Here is a 15,973-nt window from a genome sequence, read left to right on the forward strand (position 1 = left end):
GAATCCTCTCCGGCGCCTGCGAGGTGAGCTGTCGGGTTCGGACTGGAGATGTCCGGCCGCGCTCTCGCGCGGCTTCACCCCGAGCCGTCCTGCGTCGCGGGACCGGCGTACTTCCTGGGTCCCCCGCTCCTGCCACGCATGGGATGGGTGGAATTCCGGGCGGTGGCAGGATTCGGCGGTCCGTCCGGATTGAGCGTGACGCTAGACGAGCGGGGTCGGCGCGAACAAGCCGCTGTTTTGTCCCGGGATTCCGCCCTAGATCGTTCCCCCGGAATTCCGGTCACCCTCCGTGGAGGACGTTCCTCCGACTCCCTTTTCCCGCACGGAAATCGCGCCGGACCCCCGGCCACGATCCGTCACTTCTATGACGCTGCTCACGCGCCGAATCCCATCTCGCCTGTAAACAGGGCGCGTTATACCCAATAGGCCAATTCGGACAGATCACCCATTCCCGTCCGAGGGGGTGCGCCGCACCGCTCCCGTCTGGATGATTGCCCCAGGAACCGATCAGGAACCGACGTCGCGTCGGACATCCGCGCGCCAACCTTCCAGGAGCATCCGTGACGCAGCAGTTGCCGCAGGTCCCGCCCGTCGAAGCCGACGAGCCCGAGCTGACGGAGGTCCGCAACTTCCGGGACGTGGGCGGTCTGCCGACGACGGACGGGCGGGCGGTCCGTCCCGGCCGCCTCTTCCGCAGCGGCCACCTCGCCCACGCGACCGAGAGCGACGCCGCCTTCCTCGCCGGTCTCGGGCTGCACACGGTCTTCGACTTCCGCAACGAGGCCGACCGGCGGATCGAGGGCCCGGACGTCGAGCTGCCCGGGGTGCGGAACGTGAACATACCCCTCAACGACCCGGCCGACGGCAAGGAGTTCTGGCGGCTGGTGCGGGACGGCGAGACCGCGCAGTTGCGGGAGGTCCTCGGCGACGGGCAGGCCGCGGCCCGGATGTCCGATTCGTACTGCCGGATGGTGGTCGAGCGCACCGCCGAGCACAGCCGGATCCTGCACTCCATGGCCGAGGAGAGCGTCCCGGCCCTGATGCACTGCGCGGCGGGCAAGGACCGCGCCGGGCTCGCCGTCGCGATCACCCTGCTCGCCGTCGGGGTCGAGCGGGCGGCGATCGAGGCCGACTACGTGAAGTCGAACGAGCCGCACCGCCGCTACAAGGTGCGCCGCAGCTCCACCGCCCCGGACGCCATGGGGCCCGAGGTGATGGAGCTGCTGAGCCCGCTCTTCGACGCGCGGGCGGAGTACCTGCGGGCGGCCTTCGGGACGATCGAGACGACCTGGGGCTCGGTGGACGCCTACTTCTCCGAGGGCCTGGGGCTGTCCCCGGAGACCCGCGAGCGGCTGCGGGAGCGCCTGCTCACCGAGGCGTAGGGCCTGCCGGCCGGGGTCCTACTTCGCGCCCATCGCGAAGAGCAGGTAGAGGAAGCCGGCGAAGAGGTGACCGGCGATCAGGTAGGCGAAGAGGCGGAGCACCAGGCCCTTGGGGAACTTGCCTTCCCCGCGCTCCTCGCCGGTGACGGCCGCAGGCTTCTCGGACATGTCGGTCCTTTCCTGAAAAATGGTTACAGCGGCTTTGTGGCGGTCAGCGCCGGTGCGGGGTCCCGTCGCCGAAGCACAACTCGGCGGCGGGGCTCTGGAGCAGGGTGTGGACGAAGAGCAGCTCGGCCCCGCCGGGGGTGGCGGCGCCGATCCGGTGCGGGGTGAGCGAGTCGAAGTGCGCGCCGTCCCCGGGGTCGAGGACGTGGACCGTCTCCCCGAGCGCGAGCCGCACCCGCCCCTCCAGGACGTGGATCCACTCCTCGCCGGGGTGGACGCGCACGATGTCGGCCCGGGTGGCGTGCGGCACGTGGACCCGCAGGCACTGGAGGGCGCGTCCGGCGCCGCCCGCCTGGCGGTAGATCCAGCCGTCGGCCTCGACGGGCTCGGAGCGGTCGCCCCGGACGACGGGGTCGTGTTCGGGCGGGGTCTCCCCCAGGAGCTCGGAGACCGTCGTACCGTAGATGCGGGACAGGGCGAGCAGCATCGGCAGCGAGGGCTGCCGGTTCCCCGTCTCCAGACGCGAGAGGTGGGCCGGCGAGAGGCCGGCCCGCCGGGCGGCGGCCTCCAGGGTGAGTCCCCGGCGGCGGCGCAGGGCCCGCAGTTGCGGGGCGACGTCCGGCAGGACGTCGGTGGCGGAGGCCGGGGAGGTGTCCCCGGGGACGTGGTCCATGACTCCATTCCGCCAGGATCGTGCCTCTGAGGCAAGTTTCTTGCCCCAGAGGCAAAACCCGGAGGGCCTCGCGGAGACCCGGACGGACCGTGTGAGAACCCGGAAGGACCGTACGGGGACCCGGAAGGATCCGGTTCGGGTCAGCGCTGGGCGACCGCCTGCCTGACCAGCGTCTTCCCGAAGTCCCACATCAGCCCGCTCCCGCCGTGGGCCTCGTCCATGACCGTCGTGAAGGCGGTGACGAACCGGTCCACGTCCGCCTCGTCGACGACGAGCGGCGGGATCAGCTTGATCACCTCCAGGTGGTCCCCGGAGACCTGGGTGAGGATCCTGTGCCGCTGGAGCAGCGGGACGACGACCATCTGGGCGAAGAGGCCCTTGCGGGCCGCCTGGAGCATCGTCCAGCGGCCGCGCAGTCCGAGCGAGGACGGCCGGCCGAACTCGATGCCGATCATCAGACCGCGCCCGCGGATCTCGTGGAGCAGTTCGTAGCGGGGCACCAGCTCCTTCAGGCGGCCGGAGAGCAGGTCGCCGATCCGGCGCGCGCGGGCGACCGTGCCCTCCTCCTCCATCACCGAGAGGACGGCGAGCCCGGCGGCCATGGCCTGCGCGTTCGACCCGAAGCTCGCCGAGTGGACCAGGACCCGGTCCATGGACGAGTAGACCTTCTTGAAGATCCAGTCCTTGCCGAGGGTGGCGCCGACCGGCACGTAGCCGCCGGAGAGCGCCTTGGCGACGCAGACCAGGTCCGGCTCGACGCCCTCCTCGTGCTGGTACGCGTAGAAGTCGCCGGTCCTGCCCAGACCGGTCTGCACCTCGTCCGCGATCAGCAGGGCGCCGTGCCGGTGCAGCAGCTCCTGGGCCCCGCGCAGAAAGCCGGGCGGCGCCTCGTGGACGCCCTTGCCCTGGATCGGCTCCACGACGAAGCCGGCCACGTCTCCCTTGCGCAGCTCCCGTTCCAGGGCGTCGAGGTCGCCGAGGGCGATCGCGGTGTCCGGCAGGAGCGGGGCGAAGCCGTCCCGGAAGCCCCGCTCCCCGTTGACGGAGAGGGAGCCGGTGGTGAGCCCGTGGAAGGCGTGGTCGCAGTAGACGATCCTGGGCCGCCCGGTGGCGTACCGGGCGAACTTGAGGGCGGTCTCCACGGCCTCGGTGCCGCTGTTGCCGAAGAAGACCCGGTCGAGGTGGGGGCTGTGGGCGAGCAGCCGCTCGGCGAGGAGGCCGGGCAGCGGCGGGCAGTCGAAGCGGGTGAGGTCGGCGAGCCCGGCGTCCAGGACGTCGTGGAGGGCCTTGCGGACGACGGGGTGGTGCCGTCCGAGGCCCATCACGCCGAACCCGGCGAGCATGTCCAGGTGGTCGTTCCCGTCGGCGTCCCAGAAGTGGGCGCCCTCGGCCCGCTCGTACACCTTGTCGAAGCCGATGGTGCGGAGCATGCGCGGGAGCTGGGGGTTGAGGTACCGGGAGTGCAGCTCGTACCGCTCGCCGCCGCGCTCGGCGAGCAGGGCCCGCAGGTCGAACCCGCCGCCGGTCACGCGCCGCTCACCTGCTGTTCCCGGAGGCGGTCTCCCGGACCGCGCGCAGGGACTCCTTGAGGGAGCCCATGGTGGCGAGGACGGCGGTGGGCTCGTAGCCGCAGTGCGCCATGCAGTTGGCGCAGCGCGGGTCCTTGCCCCGGCCGTACTTCTCCCAGTCGGTCTCCTCCACGAGCTCGCGGTACGTGGGGACGTAGCCGTCGCTCATCAGGTAGCAGGGGCGCTGCCAGCCGAAGAGGGAGTAGTTGGGGATCGCCCAGGCGGTGCAGGGGAAGTCCGCCTTGCCCTCCAGGAAGTCCAGGAAGAGCGGCGAGTGGTTCAGGCGCCAGCGGCGCCGGTTCCCCCCGGCGAACGCCTTCCTGAAGAGCTCCCGGGTCTGCTCGACGCCCAGGAAGTGCTCCTGGTCGGGGGCCTTCTCGTAGGCGTAGGCGGGCGAGATCATCATCTCGTCGACCTGGAGGTCGTCGTTGAGGAAGTTGAGCACCTCGATGATCGTCTGCGGGGTGTCGGTGTTGAAGAAGGTCGAGTTGGTGGTGACCCGGAAGCCGCGCCGCTTGGCCTCCTTGATCGCCGCCACCGCCTCGTCGAACACGCCCTCCTTGGCCACGGACTCGTCGTGCCGCTCGCGCAGCCCGTCGATGTGCACGGCGAAGGCGAAGTACGGCGAGGGGGTGAAGTTCTCCAGCTTCTTGCGGAGCAGCATCGCGTTGGTGCAGAGGAAGACGTACTTCCGCTTCGCCACCAACTGGCGGACGATCTCGTGGATCTGAGGGTGCATCAGGGGCTCGCCGCCCGCGATGGACACCATGGGGGCGCCGGACTCCAGGACCGCGCCGACCGCCTGGGCGACCGGCATGCGCTGCTTGAGGACACCCGCCGGGTGCTGGATCTTCCCGCAGCCCTCGCACTTGAGGTTGCAGGCGAAGAGCGGTTCGAGCTCGACGATCAGCGGGAACTTGTCGCGCTTGCGGAGCTTCTGTTCGAAGAGGTAGGTCCCGACCCGGATGGACTGACGGAGCGGCATGGCCATAACTCGCTCACCTCCTGGGGAGCAGCAAAGAACGGTGCCATTCGAAGAAAGCGGGAAGGACGGCACGAAGGACGCGAAAGGCTGATATTCCCCCGCGTACCGTGCCAATACGGACCAGCTCATGTTCTGGAGCGTCCACGACCACCCGGACGGCCGCAACCGGACGCGCGCCCGGCCCCTCCCCGAAGGCTCCGGCGGCCCGTGCGGTACGCAGGGTCGCGGCGGACTCCATGTCGACGGCGATCGCGCCGGTGCCCCGCAGCGCGGCCCGCTCGGGTCCCCGCACCACGTGGTCGGAGCCGCTCAGCGGACCGAGGTGCACGGCCCGGCCCGGCACCGCCCTGACCAGGGCCTTCACCAGGAGGTCCGTACCGGTGCACGCGGTCGTGCCGTCGGGTCCGCGGGTCTCGTCGGCGACGATCAGGTCGCCGGGGTGCATGCCCGGGGCGAGCCCCGCGCAGAATCCGGAGGCGATCACGGCCGCGTCCCAGCGGCGCCGCTCCCCCAGCGCCCGGGAGACCGCCTCCCGGGCCCGTTCGGGCCCCATGCCCGTCCGCAGCACGGTGACCGGGCCGGGGGCGCCGCCCCGGTCGCCGCTGCGCAGGGCGAGCTGCTCGATGCCGAGCGCGCAGGCGATCAGGAGCGGCGGGGCGGCGGCGCCGGGGGCCGGCGCGCGGCCCATCAGCCCTCCTTGCGGGGCGACGGCTCCCCGTACACGTACCGGCCGAGCGCCGTGAGCGGGAAGACGAGCCGGTAGAGGTGGTAGTTGATCGAGAAGTCCCAGGGGAAGCCGGTGCCGGTGAAGTACGGCTCGTCCCACGAACCGTCCGGGAGCTGGGTCTCGACCAGCCAGGCGATCCCCCGCCGGACCGGCTCGGACTCCCGTTCGCCCGCGGCGAGCAGGGCGATCAGCGCCCACGCGGTCTGGGAGGCGGTGGAGGCGCCGCGCCCGACCCACTGCTCGTCCTGGTACGAGCGGAGGTCCTCGCCCCAGCCGCCGTCCTCGTTCTGCGCGGAGCCGAGCCAGGCGACGGCCCGGCGGACCGCCGGGTGGGAGGCGGGGATCCCGGCGGCGGCGAGGGCGGGGAGCACCGAGCCCGTCCCGTACACGTGGTTGACGCCCCAGCGGCCGAACCAGCCGCCGTGCGGCTCCTGTTCGGCGAGCAGCCACTCGATGCCCCGCTGGGTGCGGGGGTCCCGGGCGAGGCCCTCGTGGGCCAGCATCTCCACCACGTGGGCGGTGACGTCGGCGGAGGGCGGGTCGACGACCTCGCCGAAGTCGCAGAAGGGCAGCTTGTTGGGGAAGGGGCTGGTGTTGTCGGCGTCGAAGGCGCCCCAGGCGCCGTTGCGGGACTGCATGCCGAGGGTCCAGCGCGCGCCCCGGGCGGCGGCGGCCTCGACCCGGGCCGGGTCGGGGTGCCGGACCCGGCGCAGGGCGAGCAGGACCTCGGCGGTGTCGTCGGTGTCGGGGTAGTTGTCGTTGTGGAACTCGAACGCCCAGCCGCCCGGCGGGAGTCCGGGGCGGCGCACCGCCCAGTCCCCGGTGCGGGTGATCTCCTCGTCGAGCATCCAGTCGACGGCCTTGACCAGGGCCGGGTGGTCGGGCGGGAGCCCGGCGTCGGCGAGGGCGACGGTGGCGAGGCAGGTGTCCCAGACGGGCGACTGACAGGCCTCGACCATCCGGGAGCCGTCCTCGCGCCGGACGGCGAACCGGTCGAGGGACTCCAGGCCGGCCCGCATGACGGGGTGACCGAGGTCGTAGCCGAGGAGGTGGAGGGCGATGACCGAGTAGACGGCGGGGGGCTGGATGCCGCCCCAGCAGCCGTCGTTCTCCTGGCGCTCGACGATCCACCGCGCGGCGAGGTTCATGGCCACCTTGCGCAGCGGGCGCGGCGCCACCCGGTGGTAGAGGTGCAGCGCCCGGTCGAGCCGCTGGAAGACGCCGTCCCAGCCGGTCGGCGGGGCGAGCGGGCGGGGCGGGTTCGGGCGGGCCGGATCGGTGTGCAGCTCGTCGAGCGGGAAGGGGGCGGGGCGGACCGGGCGCTTCGCGGAGACCACGGTGAGCGGCACGATCGTCTGGCGGGCCCAGCAGCCGAAGTCGTAGATGTTGAGCGGGAACCACTTGGGCAGGAAGAGCAGCTCCGGGGGCAGCTCGGGCAGGTCCTCCCAGCGCCACCAGCCGAAGAGGGCGAGCCAGATCCGGGTGAAGACCCGGGCGGCCGCGATGCCGCCGCGGGCACGGACCCACGCGGAGGCGCGGGCCATGTGCGGGGCCTCGGGCGGGTCCCCGGCGAGCCGCAGGGCCACGTAGGCCTCGACGGTGGCGGAGAGTTCGCCGGGCCCGCCGTAGAAGGTGGCCCAGGCGCCGTCCTCGCGCTGTTCGCGGCGGATGTGGAGGGCCGCGGCCCGGATGGTGTCGGGGTCGAGGATGCCCAGGAACTGGCGGAGGAGCAGGTCCTCGGCGTCCATGGTGACGTTGGTCTCCAGGTCGCCCTTCCACCAGCCCGCCGGATCCTGGCGGGCGAGCAGGTGCTCGGCGGCCCGTGCCGCGGCCCGCGCGGCGGTCTCGTCGAGTCTTCCCGGGGCGGGAGCGGTCCCCTCCGGGGAGGTTCTCCCCGGGACGGGGGCGGTCCCTTCCGGGAGGGCGGTGTCGGTCGTCTCTCCGGCCACGGCCGTCCGGGGGCTCACGGCCCCGGCGTTTCCGTCGGTCGTCGCTGTCATGGCTTCCCCTTCGCGCAGTCTGTTTCCTTCTGCTCCTGCGGGTCTGCCGTCGGCCGGCGCCGGGTGGCACCGGCCGGCGACCGCGAACTCATATCAGGGTGATGGTGATCATCTCTTCCGTACGACCACGAAGTCGGCGAGGGCGACGAGCTGGTCCCGCACCCGGGCGGGCATGTCCACCTCGTCCAGGGCCGCGATCGCGACGGCGTGCTGGCGGCGGGCCTCCTGGGAGGTCCACTCCCGGCCCCCGGCCTCCTCGATGAGGGCGGCGCGGGCGGCGAACTCCTCCTCGGAGAAGGAGTCGAAGTCGCTGGACTTGGCGTCCGTGGCGAGCAGCTCGCCGAGCCGCTCGGAGGCCGGGCCGCCGGCGGCGAGGGCGGCGACGACGGGCAGGGACTTCTTGCGCTGGCGCAGGTCGCTCCAGGTCTGCTTGCCGGTGGACTCCGGGTCGCCCCAGATGCCGAGCAGGTCGTCCACGGCCTGGAAGGCGAGGCCGAGGTGGTAGCCGTACTCCTCCAGCTTGTCGGCGGTCCGGTCGTCGGCCCCGCCGAGGACCGCGCCGATGGAGACGGCGCAGGCCAGGAGGGCGCCGGTCTTGTTGCCCTCCATCTCCAGGCACTCCGCGACGGTGACCCGCTCGCGGTGCTCGTAGGAGATGTCCTGGGCCTGTCCGTCGATGAGCTTGCGGGTGGCCGTGGTGAGCCGGCGGGTGGCCCGTCCGGCCTCGACGGTGCCGAGTTCGAGGAGCAGCTCGTTGGCGAGGGCGAAGAGGGCGTCGCCGACGAGGATGGCCTGCGCGGGGCCGTGCACCTTCCACACCGTGTCGCGGTGGCGGCGCTGCTCGTCGCCGTCCATCAGGTCGTCGTGGAGCAGCGAGAAGTTGTGGACGAGCTCCACGGCGACGGCGCCGGGGATCCCGACCTCGGGCGCGGCGCCCGCGGCCTCGGCCGACAGCAGGGCGAGCGCGGGGCGGACGGCCTTGCCGCCGTCGCCGTCGGCGGGGTTGCCCTGCGCGTCGATCCAGCCGAAGTGGTAGGCGGCCACGGTGTCCATGGGCGGCGCGAGGCGGTCGACGGCCGCCCGCAGTACGGGGGTGGACAGGGCCCGTCCCCGCTCCAGCAGTGCGGACACGTCCGCGGTGTCGACGGCCGGGTGTCCCGGCGGCGCTGTCGGCACGGTCTCTCCTCTTGTTCCGGTACTCACACTCATACCGCCTCCTGCAGCGGATGGTCATGGCGGCGGCCGAGGGCGGAGAGCGCGGCGCCCGCAGCGCTGAAACCACTGCGGACGGCCCCCTCCATGGTCGCGGGCCAGTTGGTGGCGGTCCAGGCTCCGGCCAGGTGGAGGCCGGGTGCCCGGGTGCGGGCGCCGGGGCGGAGCCGGCCGGTGCCCGGGGCGGGGTCGAACGTCGCCGTCCGCTCCCTGGTGACGAAGAAGTCGCGCACCCCGGCGCCGCGGGCGGCGGGCAGCAGCCGCTCCAGCTCCGGGAGGTAGCGCTCGCGCAGGACGGCGACGGGCTCGTCGATGTCGTCCTGGGCGGCGGACTGGGAGACGGCGAGGTACTGGCCGCCGCCCGTGAGGCCCGAGGCGTCGGTGCGGTCGAAGACCCACTGCACCGGGGAGCCGAGGGCGGTGAAGAAGGGCCGCCTCAGCACCTTGCGGTCGTAGACGACGTGCAGGTTGAGGATGGGGGCGGTGCCGATGTCGAGGAGCCGGTCGGGGTCGTCGAGGGCGCCGTCGGGCAGCAGGGCGTGGGTCTCGTGCTGCGGTACGGCGAGGACGACGGCGTCGGCCTCGATCGTCTCGCCCGGCACCTCCACGGCCCAGCGCCCGTCGGCGGTGCGGGAGATCCGCTCGGCCTTGGTGCGCAGCTCGGTGCGCACGCCGAGGGCGGCGAGGGCCTTTCCGGCCAGGGTGTCGTGGAGTTCGCCGAGCGGGACGCGGGCCCAGCCGATGTCGGCGGCGCCGGGCTCGGAGAGGAGTCCGGTCTTGAAGACCATGGCGGCCAGGCCCATGGAGGCGTGCGGGGCGGTGGCGTTGAGGGTGGCGACGCCGACGAGGTCCCACAGGGCCTCGACGGCGCGCGGGGACTGTCCGTGGCGGCCGAGCCAGGTGGCGAAGTCGATGCCGTCCAGGGCCGGGTCGGCGGGGTCGAGCCGGCTCAGGGCGAGCGCGGCCCGGCCGACGCTCACGCGCTCGACGGCGCTGAGGTGGGGGTAGGTCGCCAGGCTGCGGGCGAGGTGGAACGGGACGGGCAGGTCGTCGCGGCGGATCCGGCCGAGCCGGGGGCCGCGGCGGTGGCCGACGTCGAGGACGGGCACGTCGAGGCGGTCCTGGACGGGGGCGAGGTGGGCGCCGTCGATCCGGTCGAGGAACCAGCGGTAGGCGGTGCAGCAGCGCAGGTAGACGTGCTGGCCGTTGTCGACGGTCAGGTCTCCGCGGCGGAAGGAGAAGGCGAGGCCGCCGAGCCGGGGCCGGCCTTCGAGGAGGGTGACGCGGACGCCCGCGTCGGCGAGCTGGAGCGCGGCGGTGGTCCCGGCGAGGCCGCCGCCGACGACGACGGCGTGGGCCTGCCGGGCGTCCCGCCCGGTCGCGTCCTGGGTCACGCGGCCTCCGATCGGTTCGTCGTGGTCGGACCCGTCGGGTCCGGGCCGCACGTGACGGCCGTGGTCGGGGACGCCGGGACGGCGCCGGGGGTCGCGGCACGGCCGACGGCCGCACGGGGGGCGACCGTGCGGACGGCGGACGCACGGGAAACGGTCGTGCCGGGGACGGCCGCGCGGACGGTGATCGTACGGGGGGCGGCGCCGGGTCGGCGGTTCGCCGCGCGGACGGGAAGCGCGCCGGGAACGATCGGGAGCGCGGTGCCGGGCGCGGCCGGGCGCTCCGGCGCGTACGGGTTCATCGGGTGCGCCTCCCGGCGTCGCGGCGGGTGACGTGGCGGGCGTCGAGGCCGGAGAGGCCGCGCACCGCTACGTACGCCTTCTCGCGGCCCGGCAGGGAGACGCGGCCGCGCAGGACCGCCTCCGGGTCGCGCTCGATCCGGTCGAGCAGGCGCCGGTAGATGCCGGCCATGGCGGCGACGCAGGCGCCGCTGCGCCGGTCGAGCAGGGGAAGCAGCCGGTAGCCCTCGGCGAACAGGGCGCGGGCGCGCCGCACTTCGAAGTGGACGAGCCCGGCGAAGTCGGAGCCCTCGGGCAGGGGGCCGCCGAAGCCGTCCCCGCAGCCGAACTTGGCGAGGTCGTCGGCGGGCAGGTAGGTGCGCCCGTTCTCCGCGTCCTCGCGCACGTCCCTGAGGATGTTGGTGAGTTGGAGCGCGAGCCCCAGGGTGTCGGCGTACTCGGGGGCGCGGTCGGCGCCGTGGGCGCCCGGGTGGGTGCCGAAGACGCCGAGGGAGAGGCGACCGATGGCGCCGGCGACGCAGCGGCAGTAGACCTTGAGGTCGTCCCAGGTCGCGTAGGTGGCGCCGTGGACGTCCATGAGGACGCCGTCGATGAGTTCGTCGAGGCCGTCGAGCGGGATCGGGAAGCGCCGGGCGGAGTCGGCGAGGGCGACGGCGACCGGGTCGGTGTCGTCCTCGCCGACCTTGTCGGAGCGGATCCGGTCGAGCAGGTCCCGGGTGGCCTCCAGGCGCTCCTTCTTCTCGCCGGGCGCGAGGGTGCCGTCGCCGATGTCGTCGACGCGCCGCGAGAAGGCGTAGAGCGCGGACATCGTCTGGCGCTTCTCGGCCGGCAGCAGCCGGATGCCGTAGGCGAAGTTGCGGGCCTGCTGCCCGGTGACCGCCTCGCAGTAGCTGTAGGCGGCCTGTACCGGCGCGGACGGCTGGTGCTGTCCCTCCACGGTCACGGTCACCCCTCTCCCCGCGCCCGGAGCAGGACCGCTCCCGCCCGGCGCAGCAGGCTCGGCTTGGTGGGCCCGGGCGGGCCGGTCAGTACGTCGTATCCGGCGTCGGTGATCGCGTCGAGGGCCGCGAGTCCCCCGGCGGTGAATCCGGCGAGGAGGAGGCGGAGGCGGCCGTGGACGCTGCCGACGAGGGGGACGCCCGCGTGGAGCAGCGCGCGGACCCGCTCGGCCTCGAAGGCGATCAGGGCGCGGACGGAGGCGCCGGCGGTGGGCCGGGCGAGGTCGTCCTCGGTGACGTGGAAGCGCTTGAGGTCCTCGGCGGGCAGGTAGATCCGGTCGCGGCCGAGGTCCTCGGCGACGTCCTGGAGGTGCTCGACGATCTGGAGGGCGGTGCAGATCTCGTCGGAGCGCCGGATCCGCTCGGGGGTCTCGGTGCCGGTGATCCCGAGGACGAGGCGGCCGACGGGGTTGGCGGAGAGTTCGCAGTACGCGAGGAGGTCGTCGTACGTCTCGTAGCGGCCGACCACCTGGTCCTGGCGGTTGGCGGCGATCAGGCCGAGGAAGGGCCCGGGGGCGAGTCCGCACCGCTCGACGGTGGGCTGGAGGGCGCGCAGCAGGGGGTGGCGCGGGGTGGAGTCGAAGACGCGGTGGAGGTCGGCCTCGAAGGCGTCGAGGAGGGCGAGCCGGTCCTCGGCGTGCTCGGGGGCGACGCCGAGCCGGCGGGCGTCGGCCCCGCCGGGGGCGAGGTCGCCGTCGCCGATGTCGTCGACGAGCCGGGCGTAGCCGTAGACGGCCATGAGGTCGTCGCGCCAGGCGCGGGGCAGGAAGAAGGGGGCGACGGGGAAGTTCTCGTCCGCGGCCTTGCCGAGGGTGGCGCGCGAGGTGGCGCCGGGGCGCGCCTGCCGGGGGTCCGTCACCGGTCGCTGCCCGACGGAGGGACGGCGACACCCTCGTGGAGCTGGAGATTCTGCGTCATGGCCGTCACGTCTCCCGTTCTACACTGCTGACCCAATCCATCCTATTTCGGACACGCCGCCGACCCCTGCCCGTAGGGCCGCCACCCGGGGCCCGATGGCCGTGGGGTATCGCCCTACTTGCCGCGAAACAGACCGGTCCAGCTTACGTTGTACGACGACCGTCGCCGTTCCGGGGTGGCGGGCGTCGGGAACCTCACCCGTACGGGACGTCAATCTGCCCGTACCGCAAGGGAGTTCGGGTCGAACCGAGGCTCAGGGGGCGCGTGTCCCGGTGACGACCATGGCGAGGGTGGACTCGACGACGGCGTTCCTGCGCTGTGCGGGAAGGCGCCGAAGAGGCCCTTCGAGCAGCAGGAGTGACAGCCCGTGCACGGCCGACCACGCGGCGGCACCGGCGGCGGGGCGGACGGTCCGCTGCGGGGCGTTGCTCCCGGCGAGGGCGTCGAGGGCCTCGCCGAGCAGGGCGAAGGCCCGCACCTCGGGCTCGTGCGGCTGCCGCTCCGGCACCGCCGCGCCCGCCCCGGCCGGGCGGGGCAGGCAGAACGCGGCCCGGTAGAGTCCCGGCTGCTCCACGGCGAAGCCGACGTACCCCCGGCAGAGGGCGGCGAGCCGGCGCTCGGCCGCGAGGACGGGGTCGTCGGCGCCGGGTTCGCGGGCGGCGGCGCGCTCCATGGAGTCGGCGAGCATCCGCTGGGCGTGGGCCCTGACCGTGCGGAGGAGCTCGCCCCGGCCGTCGAAGTGCCGGTAGGCGGCGGTGGGCGAGACGCCGACCCGGCGGGCCGCCTCGCGCAGCACGACCCGTTCGGGGCCTCCCTCGGTGGCGAGGCCGACGGCCGCGCAGATCAGCGCGTTCCGCAGATCGCCGTGGTGGTAGGTCTTTCCCCCCGAGATCGCTGCCATGGGCTCATCCTGCCCGATGTTGACCGCATGAACATTCCGGGTGGCCGCACGCCGCGCGGAAACGGCGCCGCCCCCGGCGCGGGGGACGCGACGGGGGCGGCGGCTCGGGCGGGGGGCGCTCAGCGGGCGGTCTCCCGCTCGTACGCCTTGAGGACCTCGTCCGTGGGGCCGTCCATGAGGAGCTGGCCCTTCTCCAGCCAGAGCACCCGGTCGCAGGTGTCCCGGATGGACTTGTTGCTGTGGCTCACCAGGAAGACCGTGCCGGCCTCCTTGCGCAGCTCGCGGATGCGCTCCTCGGAACGGATCTGGAACTTGCGGTCACCGGTGGCGAGGGCCTCGTCGATGAGGAGGACGTCGTGGTTCTTGGCGGCCGCGATGGCGAAGCGGAGCCGGGCGCCCATGCCGGAGGAGTACGTGCGCATGGGCAGGCTGATGAAGTCGCCCTTCTCGTTGATGCCGGAGAAGTCGACGATGCCCTCGTAGCGGGAGCGGACCTCCTCGCGGCTCATGCCCATGGCGAGGCCGCCGAGGATCACGTTGCGCTCGCCGGTGAGGTCGTTCATCAGGGCCGCGTTGACGCCGAGGAGCGAGGGCTGGCCGTCGGTGTAGACCTTGCCGCTCTCGGTGGGGAGCAGGCCGGCGATGGCGCGCAGCAGGGTGGACTTGCCGGAGCCGTTGGAGCCGATGAGGCCGATGGCCTCGCCCCGGTAGGCGGTGAAGGTGACGCCGCGGACCGCGTGGACCTTGCGGACGCCCCGGGAGACCTCGGCCTTGCCGCGGCCGACGATCCGGCTGAGCGCCGCCGTGGCGCTGCCCTTGCCCCCGCCGCCGGCGTTGACCCGGTAGACGATGTGGACCTCGTCGCAGATGACGGTGGGGACGTTGCTCTTGGTCGGGTCAGCCACGGCCGTACCTCTCCTCGGCCTTCCAGAAGTAGACGAAGCCGCCGATGCCGAAGGCCAGGGCCCAGCCGAGGGCGGTCATCCAGACGTGGGACGGCAGGTTCTCCGCGCCGTAGCCCTCGATGAGGGAGAAGCGGATCAGGTCCATGTAGACGGCCGCCGGGTTGTACATGAGGACGTCGGCGATCCAGGCGGGCTTGTCGGAGAGCATCGCCGGGATCGAGAACATCACGCCGGAGGCGTACATCCAGGTGCGCATGACGAACGGCATGAGCTGGGCGAGGTCGGGCGTCCTGGCCCCCATCCTGGCCATGATCATGGCCAGGCCGATGTTGAAGACGAACTGCAGGAACAGCGCGGGGACCACCAGCAGCCAGCGGAGCGAGGGGTAGCTGCCGAAGGAGATCGCGACCGCCACGAGCACGATCATCGAGAACAGGAGCTGCTGGAGCTGCTGGAGGGAGAAGGAGATCGGGAGGGTGGCGCGCGGGAAGTGCAGGGCGCGGACGAGGCCCAGGTTGCCCGAGATCGCCCGGACGCCGGCCATCACCGAGCTCTGGGTGAAGGTGAACACGAAGATGCCGGTGACCAGGAACGGGATGTAGACGTCCTTGGACAGTCCCTTCCCGGCCCCCAGGATCAGCCCGAAGATCAGGTAGTAGACCAGGGCGTTCAGGAGGGGGGTCGCCACCTGCCACACCTGGCCCAGCTTCGCCTGGCTGTACTGGGCGGTCAGCTTGGCGGAGGAGAAGGCCAGGATGAAGTGGCGACGGCTCCACAGCTCACGGACGTACTCGAACAGGCCGGGCCGGGCGCCGCTGACCGAGAGGCCGTACTTCGCGGCAAGGTCGGCCGGAGCCAGGCCCTCGTCGACGGACGGGGGCGCGCTCGTCGCGACCGCCCCGCCCTGGTGTGTGTCACTCACAAGTCGAAACTTTCATGTTCAAGATGCGCGGCACGTCGGGTACCACGATGTCAGACGACCGGGGGGCGACCCAGCCGGGTCAGCCGCCACACCGTACGCCACCTCATGGGGCGGCGCGGTCCGCAGGGGGTGGTCCAGCCCGCCCGGAATCCGCCGCACCACGCCTTCAGTGCGGAGGGCGAGGGCCGCCGGGCCAGCGTGAGCAGCAGCCAGACGCCGAGGTAGACCGGCACCAGGGGCGCGGGCAGGTTGCGACGGGCCAGCCACACGCGGTTGCGCGCCACGTTGAAGTGGTAGGAGGCGTGCCGGGAAGGTGCTGTGGTGGGGTGCAGCAGCACCATGTCGGAACGGTAGTCGATCATCCAGTCGGCGTCGAGCGCGCGCCAGGCGAGGTCGGTCTCCTCGTGCGCGTAGAAGAACTCGCCGGGCAGACCGCCGACTTCGGCGAAGACCTTGGTGCGGACGGCGTTGGCGCCGCCGAGGAAGGTGGTCACCCGCGAGGAGCGCATCGGGTCGGCGGCGCGCAGCCGCGGCACGTGCCGGCGCTGGGTGGCGCCGGTCTCCGGGTCGGCGATGCGGAAGCTGACGATGCCGAGGCGCGGGTCGGCGGTGAAGGCCTGCCGGACCAGCTCGGCGGTGTCGGCGTGGGCGAGCAGGCCGTCGTCGTCGAGGAAGAGCAGGACGTCGACGTCGGTGCCGCCGGGGCCGAAGGCCTCGATGCCGACGTTCCGGCCGGCGGGGATGCCGACGTTCTCCGGCAGGTCGACGGTGCGGACCCGGTCGGGCACCCCGGTGACCGGGGTGCCCTGGCCGACGACGACGACCTCGACGGGGTCGCCCTCCTGCGCGGCGATCGAGTCGATCAGCGCGCGCAGGCCGTCGGGGCGGTCGCCCATCGTGATGACGACGGCCCCCATCCTGAGCGG

General features: G+C 73.1%; 15 protein-coding genes and 1 riboswitch. Of the genes, 1 reads left to right on the plus strand and 14 read right to left on the minus strand.

Annotated features, from left to right (window positions below; translation table 11 throughout):
• Nucleotides 1-160: riboswitch (cyclic di-AMP (ydaO/yuaA leader) on the minus strand.
• 400 nt (nt 161-560) lie between these two features.
• Nucleotides 561-1,382 (plus strand): tyrosine-protein phosphatase, encoded by an 822-nt coding sequence (locus ACFYNX_RS24785; protein WP_388664210.1) that lies wholly within the window; start codon nt 561-563, stop codon nt 1,380-1,382.
• Between the two features lie 18 nt (nt 1,383-1,400).
• On the opposite strand, the gene ACFYNX_RS24790 is transcribed toward ACFYNX_RS24785, so the two are convergent.
• The 14 genes from ACFYNX_RS24790 to ACFYNX_RS24855 form a co-directional block, all read right to left on the minus strand.
• Nucleotides 1,401-1,550, minus strand: a complete 150-nt coding sequence (locus tag ACFYNX_RS24790) for a DUF6126 family protein (RefSeq protein ID WP_365540300.1) — start codon at nt 1,548-1,550, stop codon at nt 1,401-1,403.
• 43 nt (nt 1,551-1,593) lie between these two features.
• Nucleotides 1,594-2,220, minus strand: coding sequence for a helix-turn-helix domain-containing protein (locus tag ACFYNX_RS24795; RefSeq protein ID WP_388664213.1), 627 nt, complete (start codon nt 2,218-2,220; stop codon nt 1,594-1,596).
• A gap of 140 nt (nt 2,221-2,360) precedes the next feature.
• The gene (locus ACFYNX_RS24800) at nt 2,361-3,749 is read right to left on the minus strand and encodes an aspartate aminotransferase family protein (RefSeq protein WP_365540302.1); all 1,389 of its coding nucleotides are present in this window, start codon (nt 3,747-3,749) and stop codon (nt 2,361-2,363) included.
• Between the two features lie 7 nt (nt 3,750-3,756).
• Nucleotides 3,757-4,779 (minus strand): adenosyl-hopene transferase HpnH, encoded by a 1,023-nt coding sequence (gene hpnH, locus ACFYNX_RS24805; RefSeq protein WP_125665970.1) that lies wholly within the window; start codon nt 4,777-4,779, stop codon nt 3,757-3,759.
• 7 nt (nt 4,780-4,786) lie between these two features.
• A complete protein-coding gene (locus ACFYNX_RS24810) occupies nt 4,787-5,461 on the minus strand; it encodes a 1-hydroxy-2-methyl-2-butenyl 4-diphosphate reductase (RefSeq protein ID WP_365540303.1) in 675 nt (224 codons plus the stop codon).
• Nucleotides 5,461-7,500: a squalene--hopene cyclase gene (gene shc / locus ACFYNX_RS24815; protein WP_388664216.1), complete on the minus strand. Its 2,040-nt coding sequence runs from the start codon at nt 7,498-7,500 to the stop codon at nt 5,461-5,463. Before shc ends, ACFYNX_RS24810 begins: the two co-directional genes overlap by 1 nt.
• 108 nt (nt 7,501-7,608) lie before the next feature.
• Nucleotides 7,609-8,709, minus strand: a complete 1,101-nt coding sequence (locus ACFYNX_RS24820; RefSeq protein WP_365540305.1) for a polyprenyl synthetase family protein — start codon at nt 8,707-8,709, stop codon at nt 7,609-7,611.
• Nucleotides 8,706-10,106: a hydroxysqualene dehydroxylase HpnE gene (hpnE, locus tag ACFYNX_RS24825; protein ID WP_365540306.1), complete on the minus strand. Its 1,401-nt coding sequence runs from the start codon at nt 10,104-10,106 to the stop codon at nt 8,706-8,708. Before hpnE ends, ACFYNX_RS24820 begins: the two co-directional genes overlap by 4 nt.
• Before the next feature lie 295 nt (nt 10,107-10,401).
• Nucleotides 10,402-11,352 carry a presqualene diphosphate synthase HpnD gene (gene hpnD / locus ACFYNX_RS24830; RefSeq protein WP_388664219.1) on the minus strand — a complete coding sequence of 317 codons (951 nt, stop codon included), beginning with the start codon at nt 11,350-11,352 and terminating at the stop codon, nt 10,402-10,404.
• Nucleotides 11,349-12,260, minus strand: a complete 912-nt coding sequence (hpnC, locus tag ACFYNX_RS24835; protein WP_388664221.1) for a squalene synthase HpnC — start codon at nt 12,258-12,260, stop codon at nt 11,349-11,351. Before hpnC ends, hpnD begins: the two co-directional genes overlap by 4 nt.
• A 312-nt stretch (nt 12,261-12,572) precedes the next feature.
• Complete coding sequence (locus tag ACFYNX_RS24840; RefSeq protein ID WP_365540309.1) at nt 12,573-13,220, minus strand: TetR/AcrR family transcriptional regulator; 648 nt, start codon at nt 13,218-13,220, stop codon at nt 12,573-12,575.
• A gap of 119 nt (nt 13,221-13,339) precedes the next feature.
• Nucleotides 13,340-14,125, minus strand: coding sequence for an ABC transporter ATP-binding protein (locus ACFYNX_RS24845; protein ID WP_125663052.1), 786 nt, complete (start codon nt 14,123-14,125; stop codon nt 13,340-13,342).
• Nucleotides 14,118-15,047, minus strand: a complete 930-nt coding sequence (locus ACFYNX_RS24850; protein ID WP_125663054.1) for an ABC transporter permease — start codon at nt 15,045-15,047, stop codon at nt 14,118-14,120. Before ACFYNX_RS24850 ends, ACFYNX_RS24845 begins: the two co-directional genes overlap by 8 nt.
• A 50-nt stretch (nt 15,048-15,097) precedes the next feature.
• Nucleotides 15,098-15,964: a glycosyltransferase family 2 protein gene (locus ACFYNX_RS24855; protein ID WP_388664534.1), complete on the minus strand. Its 867-nt coding sequence runs from the start codon at nt 15,962-15,964 to the stop codon at nt 15,098-15,100.
• Between the last annotated feature and the right edge of the window lie 9 nt (nt 15,965-15,973).

The organism is Streptomyces sp. NPDC007872 (assembly GCF_042868165.1).
Classification (GTDB): Bacteria; Actinomycetota; Actinomycetes; order Streptomycetales; family Streptomycetaceae; genus Streptomyces.